At 64.5% G+C, this 26,472-nt stretch carries 31 protein-coding genes and 1 tRNA gene; 19 read left to right on the top strand and 13 right to left on the bottom strand.

All coding sequences use genetic code 11. The features are described from left to right. Positions 1–35 precede the first annotated feature (35 nt). The 4 genes from ABIB80_RS04070 to ABIB80_RS04055 all read left to right on the top strand — a co-directional run bounded on the left by ABIB80_RS04070 (position 36) and on the right by ABIB80_RS04055 (position 4,062). Positions 36–377 (top strand): hypothetical protein, encoded by a 342-nt coding sequence (locus ABIB80_RS04070; protein WP_354127084.1) that lies wholly within the window; start codon positions 36–38, stop codon positions 375–377. 119 nt (positions 378–496) lie between these two features. After that, positions 497–964 (top strand): hypothetical protein, encoded by a 468-nt coding sequence (locus tag ABIB80_RS04065; protein ID WP_007598455.1) that lies wholly within the window; start codon positions 497–499, stop codon positions 962–964. 140 nt (positions 965–1,104) lie between these two features. After that, on the top strand, positions 1,105–3,330 hold the full coding sequence (locus ABIB80_RS04060) for an ATP-binding protein (RefSeq protein ID WP_007598454.1): 2,226 nt from the start codon (positions 1,105–1,107) through the stop codon (positions 3,328–3,330). 102 nt (positions 3,331–3,432) lie between these two features. Beyond that, complete coding sequence (locus ABIB80_RS04055; RefSeq protein WP_354127114.1) at positions 3,433–4,062, top strand: histidine phosphatase family protein; 630 nt, start codon at positions 3,433–3,435, stop codon at positions 4,060–4,062. Between the two features lie 84 nt (positions 4,063–4,146). Here ABIB80_RS04055 and ABIB80_RS04050 read toward each other — a convergent pair whose 3' ends face one another. The 8 genes from ABIB80_RS04050 to hisB all read right to left on the bottom strand — a co-directional run bounded on the left by ABIB80_RS04050 (position 4,147) and on the right by hisB (position 9,411). Then, the gene (locus ABIB80_RS04050) at positions 4,147–4,386 is read right to left on the bottom strand and encodes a hypothetical protein (RefSeq protein WP_007598452.1); all 240 of its coding nucleotides are present in this window, start codon (positions 4,384–4,386) and stop codon (positions 4,147–4,149) included. 97 nt (positions 4,387–4,483) lie between these two features. Beyond that, entirely contained in the window at positions 4,484–5,440 is a 957-nt protein-coding gene (coaA, locus tag ABIB80_RS04045) for a type I pantothenate kinase (RefSeq protein WP_007598451.1), read from the bottom strand. Between the two features lie 20 nt (positions 5,441–5,460). Further along, positions 5,461–5,787: a phosphoribosyl-ATP diphosphatase gene (locus tag ABIB80_RS04040; RefSeq protein ID WP_007598445.1), complete on the bottom strand. Its 327-nt coding sequence runs from the start codon at positions 5,785–5,787 to the stop codon at positions 5,461–5,463. A 102-nt stretch (positions 5,788–5,889) separates the two neighbouring features. Then, on the bottom strand, positions 5,890–6,666 hold the full coding sequence (gene hisF, locus ABIB80_RS04035) for an imidazole glycerol phosphate synthase subunit HisF (protein ID WP_007598443.1): 777 nt from the start codon (positions 6,664–6,666) through the stop codon (positions 5,890–5,892). A gap of 10 nt (positions 6,667–6,676) precedes the next feature. Then, a complete protein-coding gene (gene hisA / locus ABIB80_RS04030; protein ID WP_354127083.1) occupies positions 6,677–7,408 on the bottom strand; it encodes a 1-(5-phosphoribosyl)-5-[(5-phosphoribosylamino)methylideneamino]imidazole-4-carboxamide isomerase in 732 nt (243 codons plus the stop codon). A gap of 166 nt (positions 7,409–7,574) precedes the next feature. Next, positions 7,575–8,225, bottom strand: coding sequence for an imidazole glycerol phosphate synthase subunit HisH (hisH, locus tag ABIB80_RS04025; RefSeq protein WP_007598439.1), 651 nt, complete (start codon positions 8,223–8,225; stop codon positions 7,575–7,577). Next, entirely contained in the window at positions 8,222–8,752 is a 531-nt protein-coding gene (locus ABIB80_RS04020; RefSeq protein WP_007598438.1) for a DUF2628 domain-containing protein, read from the bottom strand. Before ABIB80_RS04020 ends, hisH begins: the two co-directional genes overlap by 4 nt. Before the next feature lie 65 nt (positions 8,753–8,817). After that, positions 8,818–9,411 carry an imidazoleglycerol-phosphate dehydratase HisB gene (gene hisB, locus ABIB80_RS04015; protein ID WP_007598437.1) on the bottom strand — a complete coding sequence of 198 codons (594 nt, stop codon included), beginning with the start codon at positions 9,409–9,411 and terminating at the stop codon, positions 8,818–8,820. Between the two features lie 191 nt (positions 9,412–9,602). On the opposite strand from hisB, the gene hslV reads away from it, so the two are divergent. From hslV to ABIB80_RS03990, 5 genes are all read left to right on the top strand, one after another. Beyond that, positions 9,603–10,163 carry an ATP-dependent protease subunit HslV gene (gene hslV, locus ABIB80_RS04010; RefSeq protein ID WP_007598435.1) on the top strand — a complete coding sequence of 187 codons (561 nt, stop codon included), beginning with the start codon at positions 9,603–9,605 and terminating at the stop codon, positions 10,161–10,163. 177 nt (positions 10,164–10,340) lie between these two features. Next, the gene (locus ABIB80_RS04005) at positions 10,341–10,826 is read left to right on the top strand and encodes a GNAT family N-acetyltransferase (protein ID WP_007598433.1); all 486 of its coding nucleotides are present in this window, start codon (positions 10,341–10,343) and stop codon (positions 10,824–10,826) included. After that, complete coding sequence (locus ABIB80_RS04000; RefSeq protein ID WP_007598431.1) at positions 10,823–11,440, top strand: DUF2585 domain-containing protein; 618 nt, start codon at positions 10,823–10,825, stop codon at positions 11,438–11,440. The genes ABIB80_RS04005 and ABIB80_RS04000 overlap by 4 nt, the downstream gene beginning before the upstream one ends. Positions 11,441–11,491: 51 nt before the next feature. Then, the gene (gene hslU / locus ABIB80_RS03995; RefSeq protein ID WP_007598430.1) at positions 11,492–12,796 is read left to right on the top strand and encodes an ATP-dependent protease ATPase subunit HslU; all 1,305 of its coding nucleotides are present in this window, start codon (positions 11,492–11,494) and stop codon (positions 12,794–12,796) included. 28 nt (positions 12,797–12,824) lie between these two features. Next, positions 12,825–13,949, top strand: coding sequence for a hypothetical protein (locus ABIB80_RS03990; RefSeq protein ID WP_007598428.1), 1,125 nt, complete (start codon positions 12,825–12,827; stop codon positions 13,947–13,949). 27 nt (positions 13,950–13,976) lie between these two features. Here ABIB80_RS03990 and ABIB80_RS03985 read toward each other — a convergent pair whose 3' ends face one another. Next, on the bottom strand, positions 13,977–15,194 hold the full coding sequence (locus ABIB80_RS03985; RefSeq protein WP_007598426.1) for a CaiB/BaiF CoA transferase family protein: 1,218 nt from the start codon (positions 15,192–15,194) through the stop codon (positions 13,977–13,979). A 174-nt stretch (positions 15,195–15,368) separates the two neighbouring features. Then, the gene (locus tag ABIB80_RS03980; protein ID WP_007598424.1) at positions 15,369–15,794 is read right to left on the bottom strand and encodes an organic hydroperoxide resistance protein; all 426 of its coding nucleotides are present in this window, start codon (positions 15,792–15,794) and stop codon (positions 15,369–15,371) included. A gap of 154 nt (positions 15,795–15,948) precedes the next feature. Between ABIB80_RS03980 and ABIB80_RS03975 the strand changes: the two genes are divergently transcribed. After that, positions 15,949–16,410, top strand: coding sequence for a MarR family winged helix-turn-helix transcriptional regulator (locus ABIB80_RS03975; RefSeq protein ID WP_007598419.1), 462 nt, complete (start codon positions 15,949–15,951; stop codon positions 16,408–16,410). A gap of 16 nt (positions 16,411–16,426) precedes the next feature. Here ABIB80_RS03975 and ABIB80_RS03970 read toward each other — a convergent pair whose 3' ends face one another. From ABIB80_RS03970 to ABIB80_RS03960, 3 genes are all read right to left on the bottom strand, one after another. Then, positions 16,427–16,669, bottom strand: a complete 243-nt coding sequence (locus ABIB80_RS03970) for a GIY-YIG nuclease family protein (protein WP_007598418.1) — start codon at positions 16,667–16,669, stop codon at positions 16,427–16,429. A gap of 135 nt (positions 16,670–16,804) precedes the next feature. Then, positions 16,805–16,880: transfer RNA gene (locus ABIB80_RS03965), tRNA-Ala, on the bottom strand. A gap of 66 nt (positions 16,881–16,946) precedes the next feature. Continuing rightward, positions 16,947–17,357 (bottom strand): TIGR02300 family protein, encoded by a 411-nt coding sequence (locus ABIB80_RS03960; RefSeq protein WP_007598417.1) that lies wholly within the window; start codon positions 17,355–17,357, stop codon positions 16,947–16,949. A 172-nt stretch (positions 17,358–17,529) separates the two neighbouring features. Between ABIB80_RS03960 and aroA the strand changes: the two genes are divergently transcribed. From aroA to trpA, 9 genes are all read left to right on the top strand, one after another. After that, complete coding sequence (gene aroA / locus ABIB80_RS03955) at positions 17,530–18,867, top strand: 3-phosphoshikimate 1-carboxyvinyltransferase (protein WP_035993851.1); 1,338 nt, start codon at positions 17,530–17,532, stop codon at positions 18,865–18,867. Beyond that, positions 18,864–19,502, top strand: a complete 639-nt coding sequence (gene cmk, locus ABIB80_RS03950; RefSeq protein ID WP_007598415.1) for a (d)CMP kinase — start codon at positions 18,864–18,866, stop codon at positions 19,500–19,502. Before aroA ends, cmk begins: the two co-directional genes overlap by 4 nt. A gap of 267 nt (positions 19,503–19,769) precedes the next feature. Then, positions 19,770–21,476, top strand: coding sequence for a 30S ribosomal protein S1 (gene rpsA / locus ABIB80_RS03945; protein ID WP_007598413.1), 1,707 nt, complete (start codon positions 19,770–19,772; stop codon positions 21,474–21,476). A 265-nt stretch (positions 21,477–21,741) separates the two neighbouring features. Then, positions 21,742–22,722, top strand: coding sequence for a signal peptide peptidase SppA (gene sppA, locus ABIB80_RS03940; protein WP_007598412.1), 981 nt, complete (start codon positions 21,742–21,744; stop codon positions 22,720–22,722). A 171-nt stretch (positions 22,723–22,893) separates the two neighbouring features. Continuing rightward, on the top strand, positions 22,894–23,199 hold the full coding sequence (locus ABIB80_RS03935; RefSeq protein WP_007598410.1) for an integration host factor subunit beta: 306 nt from the start codon (positions 22,894–22,896) through the stop codon (positions 23,197–23,199). A 71-nt stretch (positions 23,200–23,270) separates the two neighbouring features. Then, complete coding sequence (locus ABIB80_RS03930) at positions 23,271–23,663, top strand: lipopolysaccharide assembly protein LapA domain-containing protein (protein WP_007598407.1); 393 nt, start codon at positions 23,271–23,273, stop codon at positions 23,661–23,663. Positions 23,664–23,744: 81 nt separating this feature from the next. Beyond that, on the top strand, positions 23,745–24,416 hold the full coding sequence (locus tag ABIB80_RS03925; protein WP_007598405.1) for a phosphoribosylanthranilate isomerase: 672 nt from the start codon (positions 23,745–23,747) through the stop codon (positions 24,414–24,416). Beyond that, positions 24,413–25,630 carry a tryptophan synthase subunit beta gene (gene trpB, locus ABIB80_RS03920; protein ID WP_007598404.1) on the top strand — a complete coding sequence of 406 codons (1,218 nt, stop codon included), beginning with the start codon at positions 24,413–24,415 and terminating at the stop codon, positions 25,628–25,630. Before ABIB80_RS03925 ends, trpB begins: the two co-directional genes overlap by 4 nt. Further along, on the top strand, positions 25,627–26,463 hold the full coding sequence (gene trpA, locus ABIB80_RS03915; RefSeq protein ID WP_007598403.1) for a tryptophan synthase subunit alpha: 837 nt from the start codon (positions 25,627–25,629) through the stop codon (positions 26,461–26,463). The genes trpB and trpA overlap by 4 nt, the downstream gene beginning before the upstream one ends. Positions 26,464–26,472: the final 9 nt, after the last annotated feature.

The following is a 26,472-nucleotide window of genomic DNA, read 5'->3' as shown; positions in this document are numbered from 1 at the left end:
TTTCTCGACAACATCACCATGCCCGAGATTGAACCATGACCGACGTCAATGCCTGCACCATCAGATTTGTCCGCCCGTCCCAATATGCCGATCGGCTGAGGTCGTACGAGTTGTGGGTCAACGGGACCAGCGTTGGGAAGCTTGCGCGCAATGACGCGTTGGAGGTCACGCTGCCGGCCGGTGCCTGCACGATCGAGGCGACTATTGATTGGGGCAGAAGCCAACCGCTCATCGTTCGCACCACTCCTGGCCAAATCGTCGAGATCGAGGTCAGGAACAGGTGGGGCGCCTGGGCAGCGCTGTGGGCGATCAGCTTCGGCAAGAACAGCTATTTGGTTCTCACTGAAGTCGAGCGAAAAACGAACAGAAGCGCTTAACCGACTGAGATTCTCATCCCCAGATACCGGCATCAACCCGGCGGTAACGAGTTTCCTTTACGCTCTGCAAACCATAAGGCCCATCAGTTCCCCGTACAGGGCCTGGCGAGTAGCGTGTCATGTTGCGTTTCAAGATCCTGGCCTCGGTTGTTCCCCTGTTGGCGGCCGCGGTGTTCGCGCGCAGCGAGATCGGATCGGTCTCGCATCCCTGCATCGCCCTCGGCGACACCTCGGTCGAGCTGACGTCGCTGTTCTGGACCGCCGGCGTGCATGTCGCCTTCACCGACGATCCCGCGCGCGCCACGGTGCGGGTTCAGATTACCGAGGATGCGGACGCTGCCGACTTCGCCGTTGTCGACGATGGCCCCGGTTCGGAATCGGAGTCCTGCCAGGCCAACCCTTCGACTCGCCTGATCTCGATTGCCGCACAGCCCGTCGACGGCGGTCAGGTGGTCTATCTCTCCACCGAGGGGCCGGCGGATTACCGGGTCTATGTGCGCTCGAAAACCTTCTCGCAGCGCGAGGCGGCGGCGCTGATCGTCGGCGCCCGCGGCGGCCACCGCCATCTCCAGGCGGCCTCGCTTTGAGCCGCCTCGCTTTGCGCCGTTAACGTCTCGTCAACCCTGTTTGGAGGCGGTCGCAGGGCCTCAAACTGTTCGCAAGGTCGGCGGCACATCGTCGTTTACAGCGAGCACAGGTTTTTACGAAAAGAGTCGGGTCGGTGGCGATGGATCGGACGTTCCGGATCAAGGTGCGCATGCGTCGCTTCAGGCGACAGTACCCACGAATCGCCTTCGCGATCCGCTCCTTCATGATCTTCTCGGCGACCTTCGGCGGCGCCTATGGGTTTGTCTCCGGCAGCCGGTCCGAGACGTCCGGCTACGATCCCAATGCGTTTGCGATCGGCGTCAGCTTCCTGTTCGCGCTCGCCTGCCTCGGCCTCGCCACGCTGAGCATGCGCCTGCGCTTCGTCAACAAGCGGATGCGTGCGCTGGCTGCCCACAACGAAACGCTGATCGACCGCAATTGGGAGCTGAAGGAGGCCGAGGAGCGCGCTCGCAGCCTGTTCGAACAGCAGGGCGATCTGATCGTGCTGCGCGACACAGGCGGCCGCATCACCTTCGCCAACGACGCCTATTGCGCGCTTGCCGCACAGGCGCGCGGCGCGCTGGTCGGCACGCGCTTTGATTTCGACGTGCTGGAGCAGGGCGACAGCGCCCGCGAGAGCAACGGCACGCGGATTCACGACCAGAAGATCGCAACTCCGCTCGGCGCGCGCTGGATCGCCTGGCGCGAAGGCTATGTCCGCCTCGACGCCGGCCAGCCCGCCGAATTGCAGAGCGTCGGACGCGACGTCACCGACCGCACCGAGACCGAGCGGGCGCTGTCCGAGGCCCGCGATCAGGCCGACGCCGCCAACCGGGCCAAATCGCGCTTCCTGGCGATGGCGTCGCACGAGATCCGCACGCCGCTCAACGGCATCATCGGCATGGGCGGGCTGCTGCTCGACACTACGCTGACGCCGGAGCAGTCGACCTACGCCAAGGCCGTGAAGACCTCCGGCGAAGCGCTGATGGCGCTGATCGAGGAGTTGCTCGACTATTCCAAGATCGAGGCCGGCAAGCTCGATCTCGAGCAGCGTCCCTTCGCGCTCTCGGCCCTGATCGAGGACATCACCGAGCTGCTCGCGCCGCGCGCGCAGGCGAAACAGCTCGAGATCGCCGCCTATGTCGACGAGCGGCTGCCGCTCGAAGTGGTCGGCGACGCCGCGCGGCTGCGCCAGGTGCTGCTCAACCTCGCCGGCAACGCCATCAAGTTCACGGCGAGCGGCGGCGTCGCGCTGATCGTCGAGCCCGGCATCTGGCCGAACGAAATCAGCTTTCTGGTGCGCGACACCGGGATCGGCATCGCAGCCGACGCGCAACAGCGCATCTTCCGCGAATTCGAGCAGGCCGACGAACGCGTCGCCCGCACCTATGGCGGCACCGGCCTCGGTCTCGCTATCAGCGAGCGCATCGTCAAGCGCATGGGCGGCCGCATCACGCTCGCGAGCGAGCCGGGCAAGGGTTCGACCTTCGACGTCTCAGTCCCGCTGGCATCATCCTCCGCCGGCGCGGAGCAGACGGCGTTCCCGAGTCCCGACCTCACAGGCAAGTCGATCCTGCTGATTGCCGACGGCATCGAGGCTTCCCTGATCGCGCGGCGGCTGGAGCGCTGGGGCGGCCAGACCTGCATGGTGACCGACGCCGCGGTGGCGGAAGCGCTGCTGCCGGAACGCTCATGGCATTCGGTGCTCATCGATCGCGCGCTCGGCGCTGCCATTGCCGACCGCCTCGGCGAAGCCGCACGCAGCCATGCGACGCAACGCCTCGTGCTGCTGACGTCCGGCTCGCGCCACGAGAAAATCTCGCCGGCCTTCACCGGCTTCCTGGTGAAGCCGCTGCGCGCGGCCTCACTCGCCGCACGCCTCGCGCTGCCCCCGGAGGTCGCCTCGCCCGATCTCGCGCCGGAGCCATCTGCCCCATCCACCGGCGCGGTACCGGCGAAAGGCCTCTCGGTTCTCGTCGCCGAGGACAACGAGATCAATGCGCTGTTGATGCGCTCGCTACTGACGAAACTCGGTCACCGCGTCATCATCGCGATCAATGGCGAGGCCGCGCTGGAATCCTGGCTCGGCGCGTCCTCGGCCGGCACGCCCTATGATCTCGTGCTGATGGACATCCAGATGCCGCAGCTCGACGGCATCGAAACGACAAAACGCATCCGTGCGCATGAGGCAGCCAAGGGCGGCCACCACACGCCGATCCTCGCGCTCACCGCCAATACGCTGGTGGAAGATCGCTACGCCTGCTTTGAAGCGGGCATGAACGGGTTTCTGATCAAGCCGCTCGATCGCGAGAAGCTGGAAGAGGCGCTGGCCGGACTGGCGGCGGCGCGGCAGCTGACGGTTTGATCCGGATTCCATAGGAACCCGATCTCGGACGGCAATCGACAATTGAAATCGAGCGCTTCGCGCGTCACCATCCTCTGGGGCATTTTAAGCAGAGGATTTCGCATCAACATGCTTTGCCGCCTCGCCTTCGTGATCCTTCTCTGTGGTTCCACTCAAGCCACCTCGGCCGATAGCTCGCAACTGATCGCCTCGCTCAAGCAAGGCGGTTACGTGTTGGTGTTTCGCCACACGGCCACCGACGACAGCCAAAAGGATGTCTACCCTTTCAAGTTCGACGACATGAGCGCCCAGCGTCAGCTCAGTGAAAAGGGCCGCGACATGGCGCGCCAGATCGGGACGGCCATCAAGGAACTCGCGATCCCGATCGGCGATCTCTACACCAGCAAGCTGAACCGCGCGATCGAGGCGGGCAGACTGATCTCCGGTCGCGAGCTCAAGCCAGTCGACGCGTTGACGGACAGCAGCAACGCGAGTGCGTCGGGCATGGCAAATCCGACCGGTGCAAATGCAAAAGCGGGCCAGGCCGTGCGGCGGCTCGTCGATGCGCCGCCCAAGGCGGGCACCAACACCGTCCTGGTCACCCACAAGACCAACATCGCCGATGTCTTCGGCAAGGATGCCGGGGACGTGCAGGAAGGCGAAGCTTTCGTCTACCGGGCAAGCACCACCGGTGCGGCGGCTTTCGCAGGGCGCATCAAGCCTGCGGATTGGATCGCGAAGGCCGGCAAGTGAGCCGCTTGCCGGCGACGCACGTCAGCTTGGGTGCGGAGCAGGCCGGGCGCCCGGCATCACTGCGCGCTCCGGCGGAATGAACCGTTATGCGGCGTGAGCAGGAAACCGCGGCGCGGACAGCTTGGCCGTCGGCGCTGGCGTGCCCCTGAATTTGGTGTCTGCCTGGGCCGCGCGCTTGCAATGCGGACACACGAAAAGATGCGCGATGATCGGAGTCGGCTCGTCCGCCAGCAGTTCGGAACGGAACCACTTCATCTCGATATGGCAGTCCGGGCAGGTCGGTGCTTCCAGCTGCTCGGCGGCGTTTCTGAGACGATCAACCATGGGTCCCTCGCGTTTACGAAGGTCATAGCGGAATACCCTTTGCCGGTCTGCAACAAAAGACACTCTGCGCGCGGGCTAGACTCGTCGACCGCAGCGATTACAGCCTGCGCAGCGCCACGCTCGCCACCGTGTGGTCGGCGCCCTTCTTCAGAATCAGGGTCGCGCGGGGGCGGGTCGGCAGGATGTTGTCCTCGAGATTTGCGAGGTTGGTGCGTTCCCAGATCGCGATCGCGGTGGCGGTGGCTTCCTCGTCCGACAACAGCGCGTAGCGGTTGAAGTAGGATTTTGGATTGGTGAACGCGGTGTCGCGCAGCGACAGGAAGCGCCTGATGTACCACTGCCGCAGCGCGGCCTCGTCGGCGTCGATATAGACCGAGAAATCGAAGAAGTCGGACACCACGGGCACGGCCTTGCCGTCACGCGGCAGTTTGCCGGTCTGCAGCACGTTGACGCCCTCGACGATCAGGATGTCGGGCTGGTCGATCTCGGCCCACTGGTTCGGCACGATGTCGTAGGTCAAATGCGAATAGACCGGCGCGCGCACATGGCGGCGGCCGGCCTTGATGTCGGAGAGGAAGCTGAGCAGCAGCGGCAGGTCGTAGCTTTCCGGAAAACCCTTCTTCTGCATGATGCCCTGCCGCTCCAGCACGGCGTTGGGATACAGAAATCCGTCGGTGGTGATCAGCTCGACCTTGGGACGCGGCGACCAGCGCGCCAGCAGCGCTTGAAGCACGCGGGCCGTGGTGGATTTTCCAACCGCGACCGAACCGGCGACGCCGATGATGTAGGGCATCTTGCGGTCGCGGATGTTGAGGAACTGGCGCTCCGCGTAATAAAGCCGCTGCATCGCATCGACATAGATCGACAGCAGGCGCGACAGCGGCAGGTAGATGTCCTCGACCTCCTGCAAGTCGAGGCGGTCGTGCAGCGAGCGCAGCCGGTCGAACTCGCCCGGCTCCAGCGTCATCGGCGTGTCGTCGCGCAGTCGCGACCACTCCTCACGCGTATAGACGCGGTAAGGATTATACTGCTGCTCGGGTGCGCGGATATCCATGACGCGACTCTCCACCTCGGCTAGCTGCCGCCCTTGCGCGACGCCTTTTCTTCCAACCCTGACATATTGGTCCGCTTGTCCAATGCGGCCTCGACCTCTTCCAGCTTTACGCCGCGGGCCTTGAGCAGCACAAGGAAATGATAGAGCAGGTCGGCGCCTTCGGCGATCAGATGCGCGCGATCGTTTTCGACTGCTGCGATTACGGTTTCGACTGCTTCCTCACCGAACTTCTTGGCGCAATGTTCGGCGCCCTTGTCGAGGAGCTTGCGGGTATAGGACGCCTCGCCACCCGCTGCCGCGCGGGCGTCGATGGTCTCGGCCAGATCGTGGATCGTGAAACGCGGCATACAAAATACTCGGAAAACGCGCCTTGGCCGATGATTGGCCGGTTATCTGGCGGGATAAGCCGATCCCCGCCAATCATGTAGCATTTTTAGGAACGGGAGTCGTCAGGCATCGAGGCGCATGGGCAACCCGCGCCGGGACATGTGCTCCTTGGCTTCGCGGACGGTGAATTCCCCGAAGTGGAAGATCGAGGCGGCCAGCACGGCGGTGGCGTGGCCGTCGCGAATACCGTCGACGAGGTGGTCGAGATTGCCGACGCCGCCCGAAGCGATCACGGGAACGGGAATGCTGTCGGCGATCGCCCGAGTCAGCGGGATGTCAAAACCCTGCCGCGTGCCGTCGCGGTCCATCGAGGTGAGCAGGATTTCGCCGGCGCCGAGCGAGACCACCTCCTGGGCATATTCGATGGCGTCGATGCCGGTCGAGTTGCGGCCGCCATGGGTGAAGATCTCCCAGCGCTCCCCGCCACCGGCGCGCTTGACCCGCTTGGCGTCGATCGCGACCACCACGCACTGCCCGCCGAATTTCTCGGCGGCTTCCTTGACGAACTCGCGCCGCGACACCGCGGCGCTGTTGATCGAGACCTTGTCGGCGCCCGCGCGCAGGAGGGTCTTGATGTCGTTGACCTCACGCACGCCGCCGCCCACGGTGACGGGCATGAAGCAGGCTTCCGCGGTGCGCCGGACCACGTCCAGCATGATGCCGCGATTCTCATGGGTCGCGGTGATGTCGAGGAAAGTGAGCTCGTCGGCGCCGGCAGCGTCGTAGGCGATCGCCGCTTCGACGGGGTCACCGGCATCACGCAGGTCGACGAAGTTGACGCCCTTGACGACCCGGCCGTCCTTGACGTCGAGGCAGGGGATCACGCGCACCTTGAACATCGGATGTCTCCTAGGCCGCGGCGCGGATCAGGGTGAGGGCGGCTGAGGGATCGAGCCGGCCATCGTAAAGCGCGCGACCGGCGATCGCGCCGGCGAGCTTTTTCGCGCGCGGCGTCAGCATCGCCTTGACGTCCTCGATCGAGGCGAGGCCGCCGGAGGCGATCACGGGAATCGAGATCGCATCCGCCAGCGCAATGGTCGCATCGAGATTCAGGCCCTTGAGCAGGCCGTCGCGCGCGATGTCGGTGAAGATGATGGCGGCGACGCCGGCATCCTCGAAACGCCGTGCGATCTCCAGCACTGTTACCTGCGAGGTCTCGGCCCAGCCTTCGACCGCGACCTTGCCGTCACGTGCGTCGAGCCCGACCGCGACGCGGCCGGGGAATTTTTTTGCAGCAGCCTTCACCAATTCGGGGTCGCGCACCGCGGCGGTGCCGATGATGACACGGGTGACGCCCTTTTCGAGCCAGGCTTCCACGGTCGCGAGATCGCGAATGCCGCCACCGAGCTGCACCGGAATCGTGATCGTCTTCAGCATCGTCTCGACCGCCTGCGCATTCACGGGCTTGCCGGCAAACGCGCCGTCGAGATCGACGACGTGGAGATACTCAAAGCCCTGCGCGACGAAGCTCTCGGCCTGCGCGGCGGGATTGAGGTTGAACACGGTCGCGCGCGCCATGTCGCCCTGTTCGAGGCGCACGCATTGGCCGTTCTTGAGGTCGATCGCAGGAAAGAGAATCATGATTGAGCCAGGATTTTTCTGCGCGAACGGTGCGCTCCCTCCCCCCTTGTGGGGGAGCGCTGGGGAGAGGGGTAAGCCACGGGCACCACCGTTGTGGCTACCCCCCTCCCGAATGCTTCGCATTCGACCTCCCCCACAAGGGGGGAGGTAACAAGAGCAGCGGCCATCACGGTTTCCATCGCAAGAAGTTCGAGATCAGGGCCAGACCAAAGCGCTGGCTCTTCTCGGGGTGAAACTGCGTCCCGATCGCCGTGTCCTTGCCGACGATCGCGGTGACGGGCCCGCCGTAATCGGCGCGCGCAAGCACGTCCGCCTCGTTGGCGGCTTTGAGGTGGTAGGAGTGCACGAAATAGGCGTGCTGGCCCTTGGGGCCGAGCGGCAGCCCGTCCAGCACCGGGTGCTCGCGCAGCACATCGAGCGTATTCCAACCCATGTGCGGGATCTTGAGGCTCTCGTCGCGCGGCGTGATCTTCTCGACGTCGCCGCCGATCCAGTTCAGGCCTTGCGTGATCACGTGCTCTTTGCCGCGGGTGGCGAACAGCTGCATGCCGACGCAGATGCCGAACATCGGCCGCGCCTTGACGCGCACCGCCTCGGTGATCGCCTCGACCATGCCGTTGACGGCATCGAGCCCACGCCGGCAATCGGCGAAGGCGCCGACGCCCGGCAGCACCAGACGGTCGGCGCCGTAGGCCTGGTCCGGATCGCTGGTGACGAACACCTTTTGCGGATTGTCCATGCTGCGCGCGGCGCGCTCGAACGCCTTGGCGGCCGAATGCAGATTGCCGGAACCGTAATCGATGATGGCGACGCTCATCTTGACCCTCCCGGTTCTGGAAACAAACCAATGATGCCACCGGCCGGCATCGGCGGCGGGTTGGAGAATTGCTGACCCGGCACGTTGCGGGTCGGCGGCGGGCCGCCGCGATCGACGGCCCATTGATCGTTGACGATGCCGCGCTGCTTCTGGCTCCAGCGCTCGAAGAAACGGCGCTCGGCGGTGTCCTCGTCGTCGGAAATCACAACGTCGAGCTGCCGCCATTTGCCGCGCGACAGCGTCCAGCGGCGCAGGCTCGAGGCCTCGAATCCCATCAGCAGCGCGACGATGATGTCGGCGAAGAAGATCGACGAACGGCCGACGCCGAGGCTGGACAGCCCGACGTTGAACGCGGCAACGAAGATCACCCAACCGATCAGCGCCAGCCACAGCCGATTCCACAGCAGCCAGAGCGGGCCGAAGATCATCGCCCAGAAATGGAAGCCGTCGCGCACGAAGACGAACTTGTCGGTCGCGCGCAGATCGGCTCCGGCAGGGGAGGGTGCATGAACTGTGTAGACGGACATGGCGATGCCCCGTTCCCAAGAATTCAGTGATACCGCAAACGGCGCGTGCCGCGGGCCGAAAGATGTCAGCCGCCGAGCGAGCCCTTGGTGGACGGGATTTCGCCCACCGCCTTCGGATCGATCGCGACGGCGGTGCGCAGCGCCCGTGCCAGACCCTTGAAGCAGGACTCGGCGATATGGTGGCTGTTATCGCCATATAGGGTCTCGACGTGAAGAGTCACGCCGGCGTTCATGGCGAAGGCCTGGAACCACTCGCGCACCAGCTCGGTGTCGAACTCGCCGATCTTGTCGCGAGGGAAGTCGGCCTTGAACACCAGGAAAGGGCGGCCCGAGATGTCGATGACCACGCGTGACAGCGTCTCGTCCATGGGCATGTGCACGCCAGCATAGCGGGTGATGCCCGCCATGTTGCCGAGCGCCTGCTTAATGGCCTGGCCGAGCGCGATGCCGGTGTCTTCGGTGGTATGGTGATGATCAATGTGCAAATCGCCGACCGCCTTGACCGTGAGGTCGATGCGGGAATGGCGGGCGAGGAGATCGAGCATATGGTCGAAAAAGCCGATGCCGGTCGCGATATTGGACACGCCGGTGCCATCGAGGTTCACGGTGACCTCGATGTCGGTTTCCTTGGTCTTGCGCTTGATCGTCGCGGTGCGCATCAAAACTAGCTTTCATCCTCGTTCGGGGCCGAAAACGCCGGTCTTTTAACAGCCAAATGACGCCTTCGCTACTGCGGGAACGGCTGGCCGGGCCTCTACTTCTGCCTATGGTGAGCGAAATTGGTCCCGGAGCGGCCCGTTGTGCCCCCGCTCCCGACCGCCTAAATCAGCCCGGACAATGAGGATCATTCATGCAGGACTCCCCAAACAGCTCGCCGGGCTGGCACGGCACCACGATTTTGACGGTCCGCAAGGGCGGCACGGTGGTGGTCGGCGGCGACGGCCAGGTCTCGATCGGCCAGACCGTGATCAAGCACAACGCCAGGAAGGTCCGGAAACTCGGCAAGGGCGACGTCATCGGCGGCTTTGCCGGCGCAACGGCCGACGCCTTCACGCTGTTCGAGCGCTTGGAAGCCAAACTCGAGCAATATCCGGGGCAATTGACCCGGGCCGCCGTCGAGCTCGCCAAGGACTGGCGCACCGACCGTTATTTGCGACGGCTGGAGGCCATGATGATCGTTGCCGACAAGGACGTCTCCCTGGTGCTGACAGGCACCGGCGACGTGCTGGAGCCCGAAGCCGGCGTGATGGCGATCGGCTCGGGCGGGAATTACGCGCTGGCGGCGGCCCGCGCCCTGCTCGACACCGACAAGGACGCCGAGACCATCGTCCGCCGCTCCCTCGATATCGCCGCCGACATCTGCGTCTACACCAACCGCAATGTCACCGTCGAAGCGCTGTCCGCCGGGTAGGGCCTATCTGTGGCTGGACAATGTAGCTCCGGACTGGCTGCAACCTCACCCGCTTGCGGGAGAGGTCGCGCCGAAGGCGCGGGTGAGGGCTCTGTCCTCTTGGGGGCTGTCCCATTGCGGACGCACCCTCTCCCCAACCCTCTCCCGCAGACGGGAGAGGGAGCGCAGCACCGCTAGATGACCCTCGCCTACACCTTCCGCCCGATGACCGCGGCCGATCTGCCGTTGATCCGGCGATGGCTCCGCGAGGTACATGTGCGGGAATGGTGGGGCGATCCGGACGAGCAGTTCGCGCTCGTGAGCGGCGATCTCGATGAGCCGGCAATGGACCAGTTCATCGTGTTGGCCGGCGACAAGCCGTTCGGCTATCTTCAATGCTACCGCCTGACAGCCTGGAATACGGGTCTTGGGCCGCAACCGGAGGGCACCCGTGGCATCGATCAGTTCATCGGCGAAGGCGACATGATCGGGCGCGGGCACGGTTCGGCATTGATCCGCCAATTCGCCGACGCGCAGTTGCGGCAGGGTCTGCCCCGCATCGTCACTGATCCTGATCCGCTCAACGCGCGCGCGGTGCGTGCCTATGAGAAGGCCGGCTTTGTCCCCGACCGCATGGTCGAGACGCCCGACGGAGCGGCGCTGCTGATGGTGCGCGAGCCATGACGCTGGCAACCACGCATGAGAGCAGGGCCGCGTTTCCACCGCTCGCCTGGGTCGGCATCGCGCTGCTGCTGCTGGCGATGCAGGCCTCGATCCTGCTCGCGATGGGACGGGTGCCGATCTGCACCTGCGGTTACGTCAAGCTGTGGCATGGCGTGGTGAACAGCTCGGAAAATTCGCAGCACATCGCCGACTGGTACAGTTTCTCGCACATCCTGCACGGCTTCCTGTTCTATGGACTGACCTGGCTGCTGTTCGCGCGGCTGCCGTTCGTGTCGCTGTCCTGGCCCGCGCGCCTGATCGTCGCGATGCTGATCGAGGGTGCCTGGGAGATCGTCGAGAACTCGCCATTCATCATCGAACGCTACCGCGCCGGCACGATCTCGCTGGATTATTTCGGCGACAGCATCGTCAATTCGGTTTCTGACAATTTGTCCATGATGCTGGGCTTCCTCGCCGCGCGCCTGCTGCCTGTATCGGTGACCGTCATGCTCGGGCTCGCCTTTGAAATCATGCTGGCGCTGCATATTCGCGACAATCTGACGCTCAATATCCTGATGCTGATCCACCCGGTCGAGGCCGTGAAACAATGGCAATCGGGTCCGCCGATCATCTGATGGCAAAAAAGCGGCTTGTCCCCCGCCGCATCTGATCCTAGCTAAGGTCCCATGACAGACTTCTCCCCCCGCGAAATCGTTTCCGAACTCGACCGTTTCATCGTCGGCCAGGCCGATGCCAAGCGCGCCGTCTCGATCGCGCTGCGCAACCGCTGGCGGCGGCAGCAGCTCGAAGGCTCCTTGCGCGAAGAGGTGCTGCCGAAGAACATCTTGATGATCGGCCCCACCGGCGTCGGCAAGACCGAGATCGCGCGGCGGCTCGCCAAGCTTGCCAACGCGCCGTTCCTGAAGGTGGAGGCGACGAAATTCACCGAGGTCGGCTATGTCGGCCGCGACGTCGAGCAGATCGTGCGCGATCTCGTCGAGGTCGCGATCGCCCAGGTCCGCGAGCGCAAGCGCAAAGACGTGCAGGCACGCGCGCAGCTCGCCGCCGAGGAGCGCGTGCTCGATGCGCTGGTCGGCGCCAATTCCAGCGCGGCGACGCGGGACTCCTTCCGCAAGAAGCTGCGCGCGGGCGAGCTCAACGACAAGGAGATCGAGATCGAGACGCAAGGCGGCGGCAGCGGCTTTCCGATGTTCGAGATCCCGGGCATGCCTGGCGCGCAGATGGGCGCGGTTTCGATCGGCGACATCTTCGGCAAGCTCGGCGGACGCAGCAAGACGCGGCGGCTGACGGTGGAGAGCTCGCACGAGATCCTCATCAACGAGGAATCCGACAAGCTGCTCGACAGCGATCAGTTGACGATGGAGGCGATCAGCGCGGTCGAGAACAACGGCATCGTGTTCCTGGACGAGATCGACAAGATCTGCGCCCGCGAAGGCCGCGCCGGCGGCGACGTCTCGCGCGAGGGCGTGCAGCGCGACCTGCTGCCGCTGATCGAGGGCACCACGGTCTCGACCAAGCACGGCGCGGTGAAGACCGACCACATCCTGTTCATTGCCTCCGGCGCCTTCCATGTCGCCAAGCCGTCCGACCTGTTGCCGGAATTGCAGGGCCGCCTGCCGATCCGCGTCGAGTTGCAGGCGTTGACCCGTGACGACATGCGCCGCATCCTGACCGAGCCCGAGGCCTCGCTGATCAAGCAATATGTTGCGTTGATGCAGACCGAGGGCGTCACGCTCGACATCACCGACAACGCCATCGACGCACTTGCGGACGTCGCGGTCGCCGTGAATTCCACCGTCGAGAACATCGGCGCGCGGCGGCTGCAGACCGTGATGGAGCGGGTGCTGGACGAGATCTCCTTCACCGCCCCCGACCGCAGCGGTGAGACCGTCAGGGTCGACGCCGATTTCGTCCAGAAGCACGTCGGCGACCTCGCCAAGAACGCGGATTTGAGCCGGTTCATTTTGTAATTCCGGGCGGCCGCGCTATGGATGCGGCGTGACCGCACGCATCCTGCAAAACCCCTGGCGCGTCCTGCTCGCGATCAACGCGGCGGTCATCGTCGGCGTCTTCGTTCACAAGATCCAGCTGCCGCCTTACGTCCCCTACATCCACCTCCTCGTCGACTATCATTTCGGCTTCATCAAGCGCGCGCTGATCGGGGCGATCGTCGCGCTGTTCACCGACAAGGTGCCGGTATGGCTGGTGTTCGCGCTCGGCGGCGCGACATGGCTGGTGACGCTGGGACTGTACGCAAGACTATTTCAGAAGACGTTCGGCTTCACCACGAAGACATTGCCGCTGTTCGTCTTCATCGCGGGCTCGCCGTTCTTCCTCAAGAACTTCATGCACACGCTCGGCCATTTCGACATCTATGGCTGCGCGCTGGCGATCATCCTGCTGCTGGTGCCGGCCGGCTCGCTGCTGTTCGTGGCGCTGGCTGCGCTGTTCTCGATCGTTCTCGTCCTGATCCACCACATCCATCTCCTGATGTATGTGCCGACGATCATCACCATCGTCGTGATCAGGCACTATCTGACGCAGGGCTGCGATCGCACCAATGTCGCGTTCGGCGTCGTTGCCCTGCTTGCCGTCTCCACGCTGTTCTTCGCCGCGCAGTTTTGGGGAACGATGCCGATCGCGGAGGCGGATTTCGTTGCCTACCTGAAGAGCCGGATGGCCGATCCGTCGCGGACCGATATGTTGCAGTTTGCCTACATCTGGTATCAGCCGCTGACGAAGGAGATTTCCGACACCTGGGGCCGCCTGCCCCACAACATCCTTGGCGTGCCCGTGTTCTTGCTGCTGATCTGGCTGCACATACCGCTGTGGCGTTATTTTGCAAACCTTATCGGCGCGCTGGCAAACGACACGCATCGCCGTCTTGTGATCGCGGCGCTTGCCGGCGTCAGCCTCGCCTGCCTCGTGATGTTCGCGATGGTGTTCGACTATTCGCGCTGGATCTCGAACTGGGCGGTCTGCATGTTCCTGATCCTGCACGCGGTGAAGATGCTGCCCGCCGCACGCGAGACGCCGCTGATTCGGGCGGAGGATCAGAAGACGAATATCTTCGGCCTGATCCTTACGCTGATCCCGCGCGTCGGAATCGTCCGGCCGTTTTAGACGGTGAAGCTCGATCTTCGTCTTATCTCAGCGCTTGCGCTCGGGTCCGCAGACCGTGCCCTGCTCGACCATCGCGTCGATCTCGGACCTGGAGTAGCCGAACTCGCCCAGCACCTCGGCGGCGTGCTGGCTGAATTTCGGCGGCAGGCGACGTAGGCTCGGCTTGCTGCGATCGAGCCGGATCGGGGATGCCACGCCCTTGTACCAATCCTTCTCGATGATATCGCCGCGCGCGATCGTGTGCGGGTTGGTCAACGCTTGGTCGATCCTCTGCACGGGGCCTGCGGGCAGGCCCGCAGCGAGCAGGCGATTGCACAGCGGCTCGGCCTCGTGCTGGCTGAACACGGCGGCGAGCTCGGCCCGCAGCGCCTCGCGATTGGCGATGCGGTCCTTGTTGCGCGCAAAGCGCGGATCGGTGCCGAGCTCGGGCTTGCCGATCTCCTTGGCGAGCTTGCGGAAGGTGCCGTCATTACCGACGCCGATGAAGATGTTGTCGGTCTTGGTCGGGAAGATCGCATAGGGCACGAGGTTGGGATGCTCGTTGCCGGTGAGCGCCGGCGGCTTGCCATGCATGAAATAATTCGCGGTGTGCGGATGCATGATGGCAAGGCCGGTCTCGTACAGCGTGGTCTCCAGGAACTGGCCCTGGCCCGAGCGCTGCCGCTCCGACAACGCCATCAAGATGCCGATCGCCGCATAGAGGCCGGTGCCGATGTCGACCAGCGGCACGCCGATCCGCATCGGCCCGCTCTCGGGCGAGCCGGTCGCCGCGATCATGCCGGTCATGGCCTGGATGATGGCGTCATAGCCGGGATTGCCGCCGCGGGGACCGTCGGCGCCGAAGCCGCAGATCCGGCAATGCACGAGGCGCGGAAATTTTTCGCGCAGCACCTCGTTGCCGATGCCCCATTTCTCCAGCGTGCCCGGCTTGAAATTCTCGATCAGGACGTCGGCGCTCTCCAGCATCTTGAGCAGCACGGTCCGGCCGCCCTCGGAGGCGAGATCGAGGCCGATCGAGCGCTTGTTGCGGTTGATGCCGATGAAATAGGCTGCGTCTTCGTCGTGGAAGGGAGGGCCCCAGTCGCGCACCTCGTCGCCTGCGGGCGGCTCGACCTTGATCACGTCGGCGCCATGGTCGGCGAGGATCTGGGTGCAATAGGGCCCGCCGAGCACGCGCGTGAGATCGATGACGCGCAGGCCGCTCATTGCGCCCGTGGCGGCTCCAGAACTGGCGGCTTCAGTCATGCCTTCGCGTCCCCTGTGTCGATGTGATCACAGGCCTAACGAGGTTCGTCCGAGCGGGCAATGGCTTCCCGCGTAGGGCGTCATGCAGGCGGTCGCCGCAATCCCGCGGGATGGCAAATCAAGGGAAGCGGCTGGCCTGAGAGGGATCCCGGGTCAGCCGCTTCACCGAACCGATCAGACGACCGTCAGGCGAACGTCGACATTGCCGCGCGTCGCGTTGGAATACGGGCACACCTGGTGCGCCTTCTCGACCAGCGCCTCGGCTTCCGCGCGGGCGAGGCCCGGCAACGAGACGGCAAGGTCGATGTCGAGACCGAAGCCGCCGGCCGCGCGCGGGCCGATGCCGACGGTCGAGGTCACGGAGGCGTCGGCCGGAACCTTGGGGCCGCCCTGCGAAGACACGAACTTCATCGCGCCGATGAAGCAGGCGGCATAGCCGGCCGCAAACAGCTGCTCGGGATTGTTGCCCGCGCCGCCTCCGCCGCCGAGCTCCTTCGGCGTGGTGAGCTTGACGTCGAGCGCGCCGTCGAGGGTCGCAGCATGGCCGTCGCGGCCGCCGGTGGCCTTTGCGCTGGTCTTGTAGAGGACGTTCACTGACATTTTCGTCTCCCTGTGTGTTCGGGTGGGGTGCGATCCTTATTGCAAACAATTAGATTGTGCGCAATTGAAATTATGGCGCCTCACATTTAATTGTTCGCAATTGAATGTGGCGACGGCCGGCCCCAGAATGGAAGCAAGTCCTGTGAGATTCTCCATGCCCCGGAAACATTCGGCAGCGGACGCGCCGCTGCGCCTCGACAACCAGATCTGCTTCGCGGTCTATTCGGCCGCGCACGCCTTCAACCGCGTCTACAAGCCGCTGCTGGACCGGCTCGGCCTGACCTATCCGCAATATCTGGTGATGCTGGTGCTGTGGGAGCGCGACGACGTGCCGGTCAAGGACATCGGCGAAAAGCTGCACCTGGATTCGGGCACGCTGACGCCGCTGCTCAAGCGGCTGGAGGCGGCCCACCTCGTCAAGCGCACCCGCTCGAGCGAAGACGAACGTCAGGTGCTGATCGCATTGACGCCGCAGGGCCAGGCCCTGAAGGACAAGGCGCGCGCCGTGCCGCAATCGATCCTGGCCGCGTCGGACTGCTCGGTCTCGGAACTGGTCGCGATGAAGGATGAGATTGTGGCGCTGAGGGACCGGTTGAATGCGGTGATCGGGGAGTAGGGGAAGAGGTGCGCTCTTAGGACAGCCGCTTCTTTGTGAAGGCCCGGCCGGAGTGAGACTTCAGGTACGCTTCAAAAGCGAGCGCTTTGTACTTGTCACGGAAGGCGCAGTACCAGATCAGCTTCCAAGGCTTGAACTTGGCGGTGTGGGTGGATTTGCCAGCATTGTGCTCTGGAATCCGGCGCTTCAGATTTTCCGTGGCCCCAACGTATTCCTGCTCGGGAAATTCGATGCTGCGGAGGATGTAGACGGACCACATTGACGATTATCGCCTGGGCAGCCGCTGCGTGGGAATCTCACCAGCCCGTCTTCGCCCTTCGGGCTTCGCCGGACACCACGCTTCGCCCTTCGGGCTGTGCGCGGCTGCGCCACGCGTAGCCCGAAGGGCGAAGCGTGGTGGAGCCAGGCGGGATCGAACCGCCGACCTCTTGCATGCCATGCAAGCGCTCTCCCAGCTGAGCTATGGCCCCTTAACCGTCCGACGCGCCTTGGGCGACGCGTCGGGAAAGACCCAGAACCACAGTTCTGGAATTATCTCAAGTCTCTTCGTCACCGCCGACATCACCAATGATGTCGGTGACGTCCTCATCGCCCTCTTCGTCGTCGGCGATAAAGGTCGAATCATCGTCGTCATCGTCCTCGATGGTCTCATCGACTTCGATGTCGTCCTCGGATTCGGGCACGACGGCCTTGACCTTGCCGGTGTTCTCCTCGGCATCGGCCTCCTCGAGCGAGACCTCCTCGACCTCCGCCGGCTCCGGCGTGGCGTCGGCGGCAGCGGCTGCGTGGCGGGCTTCGGCGCCGCGGGGCGCGCGCGCCGGCGCGATGGGCGCGATCGGCACGACTTCTCCGGTATAGGGCGAGATCACCGGATTCTTGTTGAGGTCATAGAACTTTTTGCCCGTCGTCGGGCAAATACGTTTAGTTCCGAGTTCGGACTTGGCCACGGCAGAGGAATCCTGGAAATGTCTGAAAAGCGGTGCTTCACTTGGCTAGTTGGCGGCCCGCTGTCAATAGCGCATTACGGGAGAACGACATGCCCGTGACGGCGGGGAGACCGTGTGGTACCTGCCCCGCGAGTCCCGCAGGGACGTTTCGGGCCTATCCAAGGACACAAACTTGACCGATTCCGACAAGCCGACGCCGCTCCAGTCGCGCGCCAGCGGTCCCCTGACCGGGAAAGTACGGGTGCCCGGAGACAAGTCGATCTCCCACCGTGCCCTCATCCTCGGCGCGCTCGCGGTCGGAGAGACACGGATTTCGGGCCTCCTGGAGGGCGAGGACGTCCTTAACACCGCCAAATCCATGCAGGCGCTTGGCGCCAGGGTCGAGCGCACCGGAGATTTCGCCTGGAAAGTCGACGGCGTGGGTGTCGCAGGCTTCGCGGAGCCCAAAGCGCCGCTGGATTTCGGCAACTCCGGCACCGGCTGCCGGCTCGTCATGGGCGCCGTCGCCGGCTGCCCGATCTCTGCGATTTTCGACGGCGATGCCTCGCTGCGCACCCGGCCCATGCGCCGGATTCTGGACCCGCTGGAAAAGATGGGCGCGAAGGTCGTCGCCGGCGGCGAGGGCGGCCGTCTGCCGTTGACGGTCCAGGGTGCGCGCGATCCGCTGCCGATCACCTACAAGACCCCGGTCGCCTCGGCGCAGATCAAATCCGCCGTGCTGCTCGCGGGCCTGGCCGCGCCCGGCATCACCACGGTCATCGAGACCGAGGCCAGCCGCGACCACACCGAGCTGATGCTCAAGCATTTCGGCGCCGAGATCACCTCGGTGCGGGAAGGTCAGCACGGCCGCCGTATCACGCTCGTGGGGCAGCCGGAGTTACATGGCGCCAATGTCGTCGTGCCCGCCGATCCCTCATCGGCGGCGTTCCCCATCGTTGCCGCGCTGATCGTCGAAGGTTCCGAAATCGTTCTGTCCGACGTCATGACCAATCCGCTGCGCACCGGTCTTTTCACCACGCTGCGCGAAATGGGTGCCTCGATTGAGGAAAGTGAAGTTCGCAGCGACGCCGGCGAGCCGATGGCGAAGCTGCGCGTACGCGCCTCGAAATTGCGCGGTGTCGAGGTGCCGCCGGAGCGCGCACCGTCGATGATCGACGAATATCTGGTGCTGGCGGTGGCGGCCGCCTTTGCCGAGGGCACGACCATCATGCGCGGCCTCCAGGAGCTGCGCGTCAAGGAATCCGACCGTCTTGAAGCCACCGCCGCGATGCTCCGCGTCAACGGCGTCAAGGTCGAGGTCTCCGGCGACGATTTGATCGTCGAAGGCCGCGGCCATGTTCCCGGCGGCGGCGTCGTGGCCACCCACATGGACCATCGCATCGCGATGTCCGCGCTGGTGATGGGCTGCGCGTCCGACCAGCCGGTGACCGTCGACGACACCGCCTTCATCGCCACCAGTTTTCCGGATTTCATTCCGATGATGCGTTCGCTTGGGGCCGATTTTTCATGATCATCGCCATCGACGGGCCCGCGGCGTCGGGCAAGGGCACGCTCGGCAAGCGCCTCGCCCACCATTACGGCTACCGTCATCTTGATACCGGCGTGATCTATCGCGCGGTGGCCTATTCCCTGATGCAGTCCGGTCATGATCTCCGGGACGAGGCGGCGGCGGTCGCTGCGGCGCTGGAACTCGATCCCGAGAAGTTCGGCAATCCCGCCCTGAAGACCCAGAAGGCCGGCGAGGGCGCCTCCATCGTCTCGGCGATCCCAAGGGTGCGCGAAGCCCTGATCAGTTTTCAGCGGCAATTCGCCGCCGATCCGCCGGGCGCCGTGCTCGATGGGCGGGATATTGGAACCGTGATCTGCCCCCATGCCGACGTGAAGATCTTCGTCGTCGCCGACCCCAAAGTCCGCGCCCGCCGCCGGACCATGGAGGCCAAGGCGAGGGGTGAGGAGGCCGATGAGGCCGCCGTACTCGCCGACATCATCCAGCGCGACGAACGCGACAAGAACCGGGCGATCGCGCCCCTGAAGCCGGCCGCGGATGCTTACTTGCTAGATAACTCCCAACTGGATATAGAAGGCGGCGTCCGGGCCGCCATCGACATTATCGAGGCCGTCCGAGCGGGCCGGTCGCGGGGTTAAGCCGCTGCCGTCATTGGAGGAAGCGCCCGCTCCCGCTCTTTGAGGTCGATACTCTCGGTCCCTGCTTGGGGCCGACGCGATCCAGGCTCCGGACAAAAGATTTCCACGTATCGCACGCGCGGGCCTCAGCCGGCCCGCTTCCGCTGTTCCGTCCTCCAGGTCGGAGCAGCGAGCGGTCGCTCGAAGGTTCTGCGGACCTTCCGACACTGCGCGTACGATGCGCCCAAGAACCCAACGGCCGGCACGACATCCGCAACTGGAGAACAAATGGCTTCGACTTCTGCTGATACCTATAGCCCGTCGCGCGACGATTTCGCCGCGATGCTCGACGAGTCCTTCGCAGGCGGCAACCTGCAGGAAAGCTCAGTCATCAAGGGCAAGGTTGTTGCAATCGAAAAGGACATGGCCGTCATCGACGTCGGCCTGAAGACCGAGGGCCGCGTTGCCCTGCGCGAATTTTCCGGCCCCGGCCGTGACAGCGAGCTCAAGGTCGGCGACGAGGTGGAAGTGTTCCTCGATCGGATCGAGAACGCCCTCGGCGAAGCCGTGCTGTCGCGCGACAAGGCGCGCCGCGAAGAGAGCTGGGGCAAGCTCGAGAAGGCCTTCCAGAACAACGAGAAGGTCAACGGCGTCATCTTCAACCAGGTCAAGGGCGGCTTCACCGTCGACCTCGACGGTGCCGTGGCCTTCCTGCCGCGTTCGCAGGTCGACATCCGTCCGATCCGCGACGTTGCGCCGCTGATGAACAACTCGCAGCCGTTCCAGATCCTCAAGATGGACCGTCGCCGCGGCAACATCGTCGTGTCCCGCCGCACGGTTCTCGAAGAGACCCGCGCCGAGCAGCGTCAGGAGCTGGTGCAGAACCTCGAAGAGGGTCAGGTCATCGACGGCGTGGTCAAGAACATCACCGATTACGGTGCGTTCGTTGATCTCGGCGGCATCGACGGTCTGCTGCACGTCACCGATATCGCGTGGCGCCGCGTCAACCATCCGACCGAGGTGCTCTCGATCGGCCAGACCGTGAAGGTCAAGATCATCAAGATCAACCACGAGACGCACCGCATCTCGCTGGGCATGAAGCAGCTGTTGGACGATCCGTGGCAGGGCATCGAAGCCAAGTACCCGCTGGGTGCCCGCTTCACCGGTCGCGTCACCAACATCACCGACTACGGCGCGTTCGTCGAGCTCGAGCCGGGCATCGAAGGCCTGATCCACGTCTCCGAGATGTCGTGGACCAAGAAGAACATGCACCCCGGCAAGATCGTTTCGACCTCGCAGGAAGTCGAAGTGCAGGTGCTCGAAGTCGATTCCGTCAAGCGCCGCATCTCGCTCGGCCTCAAGCAGACCATGCGCAACCCGTGGGAGGTCTTCGTCGAAGGTCACCCGACCGGTTCGACGGTCGAGGGCGAGGTCAAGAACAAGACCGAGTTCGGTCTGTTCCTGGGCCTCGAAGGCGACGTCGACGGCATGGTCCATCTCTCCGACCTCGACTGGAAGCAGCCGGGCGAGCAGGTGATCGACAACTACAAGAAGGGCGACATGGTGAAGGCCGTGGTGCTCGATGTGGACGTCGAGAAGGAGCGCATCTCCCTTGGCATCAAGCAGCTCGAAGGCGACCCCTTCGCCGAGCCGGGCGACGTCAAGAAGGGCGCTGTCGTGACCTGCGAAGTGATCGACGTGAAGGAGAGCGGTATCGAGGTGAAGATCACCGGTACCGACTTCACCACGTTCGTGAAGCGCTCGGAGCTCGCCCGTGACCGCAACGATCAGCGCGCCGAACGCTTTGCCGTCGGCGAGAAGGTCGATGCCCGGGTGATCCAGTTCGACAAGAAGGCCCGCAAGGTCCAGGTGTCGATCAAGGCGCTCGAAGTCGCCGAAGAGAAGGAAGCCATCGCGCAGTACGGCTCCTCCGATTCGGGGGCGACGCTCGGCGACATTCTCGGCACCGCGCTCAAGAACCGCGACACCAAGTAAGCGAAACGCAGGTTTCGCTGCACCAAAGCCCCGGCGCGAGCCGGGGCTTTTTTGTTGTTGAGGTCGTAGCCCGGATGGAGCGAAGCGCAATCCGGGAAAGCCTCTCCGTGAGGCGAGAACCCCGGATTACGTTTGCGCTCCATCCGGGCTACGCCGCTACCGGCCTTGTTTTCTTCTAATTGCGCCGCAATTGATGTATCCAGATAAGCCAATGGTGACGCTGCGACGGCACAACGCGCCTGGCCTTTCATTTGGAGATATCTCGATGTCGCTCGATTCGGACATCATCGTCGATCGCCGCAGGATCCGCCGCAAGCTGACGTTCTGGCGCGTCTTGGCCGCGCTGATCGCGATCGCGGCGATCGCTGGCTTCGCACTGGTCGCGACGCCGGGTGCGCGCGGCACGTTCGCGTCCGCCGGCTCGATCGCGCGGGTCCAGATCGACGGCCTGATCCGCAGCGATTCCGATCGCACGCAGGCGCTCGAGCGGCTGGAGAATTCGCAGGCTGCCGCCGTCATCGTCCACATCAACTCGCCGGGCGGCACCACCGCCGGCTCCGAGCAGCTCTACGATTCCCTTGTGAGTCTGAAGGCGAAGAAACCGCTCGTAGTCGTCGTCGAAGGCCTCGCGGCTTCCGGCGGCTACATCACCGCGATCGCCAGCGATCACATCATCGCCCAGCAGAGCTCGCTGGTCGGCTCGATCGGCGTGCTGTTCCAGTTTCCGAACGTCTCGGAGCTGTTGAAGACCGTCGGCGTCAAGGTCGAGGAGGTAAAGTCCACGCCGCTGAAGGCCGCGCCCAACGGTTTCGAGCCAACCAGCCCCGAGGCACGGGCCGCGCTCGATGCGCTGGTGAAGGATTCCTATGCCTGGTTCAAGGGATTGGTGAAGGATCGGCGTGGCATGGATGACACGCAGCTCGAGAAAGTGGTTGATGGCCGTGTCTTCACCGGACGCCAGGCCATCGATCTCAAGCTGATCGACCAGATCGGCGACGAGAAGACCGCCGTGACCTGGCTGGTCGAGCAGAAGGGCGTCAAGAAGGGGCTCTCCGTGCGCGATTACAAGCTGCAGCCGCGCTTCAGCGATCTGCCGTTCCTCAAGACGGCGGCCGCAGTGACGCTGGAAGCACTGGGTTTAGGCTCGATTGCGCATCAAATCGGACAAACCGGCGTCGCACAGGCGGTCGATCGGCTCGGAATGGATGGAATGCTCGCCTTGTGGCAGCCGGCGGCGTCGAACTGACGGAACCGGGCGAGCCCCGGAGGTTTTTCCCGTTCGGCGCGTGCAGGGCCAGCCTGCTTTTTTGGCATTTGTCACGTATTTTCACGACGCTCAACCTTCATTTAGCGTCTTGACAGATCACGGTATTTTCACGGAAATGGTCGTCCGCACGCTCCCGGGTCCTATCTCTCGATGATCAAATCCGAACTTGTTCAGCGTATCGCCGAGCACAACCCGCATCTGTACCAGCGGGATGTCGAGAACATTGTGAATGCGATTCTCGAAGAGATCGTAGCGGCTCTCGCGCGCGGTGACCGCGTCGAGTTGCGCGGCTTCGGTGCCTTCTCGGTCAAGCATCGCCCTGCGCGCGCAGGGCGCAATCCGCGCACCGGCGCCCATGTGCCTGTCGATCAGAAGAGCGTTCCGTTCTTCAAGACCGGCAAGGAAATGCGCGAACGGTTGAATCGCGACCATCCGGATCCAGGCGCGCCAGACTGAGGTCCACCTCAGGGTTTCCGGCGGTCGCCACCGATGCGGCCGCAACTTTGATTCAAGGCGAGCGAGCCGAGATGCGAAAATTCCTGACCGCGCTGGTCGTGATTCCGCTGGGCCTGATCCTGATGATCTTTGCCGTCGCCAACCGGCATTTCGTCACGGTCTCGTTCGATCCCTTCGTGTCCAACGACCCGTCATTCTCGGTCACGCTGCCGCTGTTCCTGCTCCTGATCGTGGTGGCCGCGCTCGGGGTTCTCGCGGGCGGTTGTGCCGTCTGGTTCGGCCAGCGGCACTGGCGGCGTGCGGCGCGCCGGCATGACGCGGATGCCCGGGCCGCGCGAGGCGAGCTGGCCGATCTGCGGGCCCAGGCGGCCGCAGCAAGGCCCGAGTCCCAGCGCCTCCCCGTTCCCTCCGGGGTGGGGCTTTACGGGCCCGTCGGGCGAGACAAGCAGCGCGCGACGTTGTAGAAGCGGCCGCGACCGAAAAGCCCGTTTTCCGGCCGCGGACCTGCGGCCTCCATTTGCTTTGAGCCCATATCCGTCGAGAACATGTCCCTGCTCGTCAAAATCTGCGGCCTGTCCACGCCCGAGACGCTCGAAACGGCGCTCGAGGCGGGTGCCGACATGGTGGGCTTTGTGTTCTTCCCGCCGTCCCCGCGGCATTTGTCGCTGGAAGCCGGCCGGGGGCTCGGCCGGCAGGTGAAGCGGCGCGCGCTCAAGGTCGCCCTCACCGTCGATGCCGACGACGCCACGCTCGACAACATCATGGACGCGCTGTCGCCGGACATTTTCCAGCTTCATGGCACGGAAAGCGTGGCCCGGCTGCGCGACATCAAGCAGCGGTTCGGTCGCCCGGTGATGAAGGTCGTGCCGGTCGCAACGTCAGCCGATCTCGCCGTGCTGCCCGGCTACGCAGAGGTGGCCGAACGCATCCTGTTCGACGCGCGCGCACCGAAGGACGCGACCCGGCCCGGCGGCCTCGGTGCACCGTTCGATTGGCATTTGCTCGGAAACCTGGAGCTTGCGTTGCCGTATATGGTCTCGGGCGGCCTCAGCGCCGACAACGTCGCCGAAGCCGTTCGCGTCACCCGCGCCGGTGGTGTGGACGTCTCCTCCGGTGTCGAGAGCGCCCCGGGCGTGAAGGATCCCGGGATGATCAAGGCCTTCATTCGCGCCGCGCGCGCAAGCCAAGATGCAAGTCAAGAGTTGAGCGTCCGATGAATGTTGTAAAACCCAATTCCTATCGCAGCGGCCCCGACGAGCGCGGCCATTTCGGCATTTTCGGCGGACGCTTCGTCGCCGAAACCCTGATGCCGCTGATCCTCGATCTGGAGAAAGCCTACACCGATGCCAAGGCCGATCCGGCCTTCCAGATCGAGATGAACGGCTATCTCAAGAATTACGTCGGCCGGCCCTCGCCGCTTTATTTCGCCGAGCGTCTGACCGAACATCTCGGCGGCGCCAAAATCTATCTCAAGCGCGAAGAGCTCAACCACACCGGCTCGCACAAGGTGAACAACGTGCTCGGCCAGATCATGCTGGCGCGGCGGATGGGCAAGAAGCGCATCATCGCCGAGACCGGCGCCGGCCAGCACGGTGTCGCCACCGCGACGCTGTGCGCGCGCTTCGGCCTGGAATGTATCGTCTATATGGGCGCCGTCGACGTCGAGCGGCAGCAGCCCAACGTCATCCGCATGGAGATGCTGGGCGCAACGGTGGTCCCGGTGCAGTCGGGCACGCGCACGCTGAAGGACGCCATGAACGAGGCGCTGCGCGATTGGGTCACCAACGTGCACAACACGTTCTACTGCATCGGCACGGTCGCAGGGCCCCATCCCTATCCGACGCTGGTGCGCGACTTCCAGTCGATCATCGGCAATGAGACCAAGGCGCAGATGCAGGAGATCGAAGGCCGCCTGCCGGATTCGCTGGTCGCCTGCATCGGCGGCGGCTCCAACGCGATGGGCCTGTTTCATCCGTTCCTTGACGATTCCTCGGTCGAGATCTTCGGCGTCGAAGCTGCGGGCCACGGGCTGACGCAACTGCATGCGGCATCGATCGCGGGCGGCCGTCCCGGCGTGCTGCACGGCAACCGCACCTATCTCCTGATGGACGCGGACGGCCAGATCCAGGACGCGCATTCGATCTCCGCCGGCCTCGACTATCCCGGCATCGGCCCCGAGCACTCCTGGCTGCACGAGATCGGCCGCGTGAACTATCTCTCCGCGACCGACGACGAGGCGCTCGCAGCGTTCCAGCTGCTGTCAAAGCTGGAAGGCATCATCCCCGCGCTCGAACCGGCACATGCCATCGCCAAGGTGATGGAGCTCGCGCCGAAGCGGACAAAAGATCACCTGATGGTCGTCAACCTCTCCGGCCGCGGCGACAAGGACGTCCCGCAGGTCGGCGACATCCTGAGGGGCAAGAGCAAGTGACCACGCGTATCGACACCCGTTTCGCAGAGCTGAAGAAAGCCGGCCGCTCGGCCTTCGTCACCTTCGTGATGGCCGGCGATCCCGATCCGGCGACCTCGCTCGAGATCATCAAGGCGCTGCCGAAAGCGGGCGCCGACGTGATCGAACTCGGCATGCCCTTCACCGATCCGATGGCCGACGGTCCCTCGATCCAGGCGGCAGGTCTGCGCGCGCTCAAGGCCGGCATGACGCTGAAGAAGACGCTCGATCTCGTGCGCGGCTTCCGCAAGGACGACAACACGACGCCGATCGTGCTGATGGGCTACTACAACCCGATCTACATCTACGGCGTCGACAAATTCCTGGTCGATGCGAAAGCCGCCGGCATCGACGGCCTCATCATCGTCGATTTGCCGCCGGAAGAGGACGACGAGCTCTGCCTGCCCGCGATGAAGGCCGGCCTTAATTTCATCCGCCTGGCGACGCCGACCACCGACGACAAGCGCCTGCCGGCCGTGCTCGCCAACACCTCGGGCTTTGTCTACTACGTCGCGATTACCGGCATCACCGGTGCGGCGGCTGCGGACGCCTCCGCCGTCGGCGAGGCCGTTATCCGCATCAAGCGGCACACCGAGCTGCCGGTCTGCGTCGGCTTCGGCATCCGCACGCCGGAGAATGCCCGCGCGATTGCCTCGCATGCCAATGGCGCCGTGGTCGGCACCGCGCTGGTCGATGCCCTCAAGAACAGCCTCGATGCGGACGGGCACGCCACCGGCAAAACCGTCAACGCCGTCGCTGAGCTGACGGCGGCACTCGCGCAGGGCGTCAAAGGCGCGCAACAGGCGGCGGAATAGGCCACAATT

Source organism: Bradyrhizobium sp. i1.15.2 (assembly GCF_040548425.1).
Taxonomy (GTDB): domain Bacteria; phylum Pseudomonadota; class Alphaproteobacteria; order Rhizobiales; family Xanthobacteraceae; genus Bradyrhizobium; species Bradyrhizobium canariense.
The sequence above is the reverse complement of the archived record's forward strand: the minus strand, read 5'-3'. Positions and strand labels throughout refer to the sequence as shown.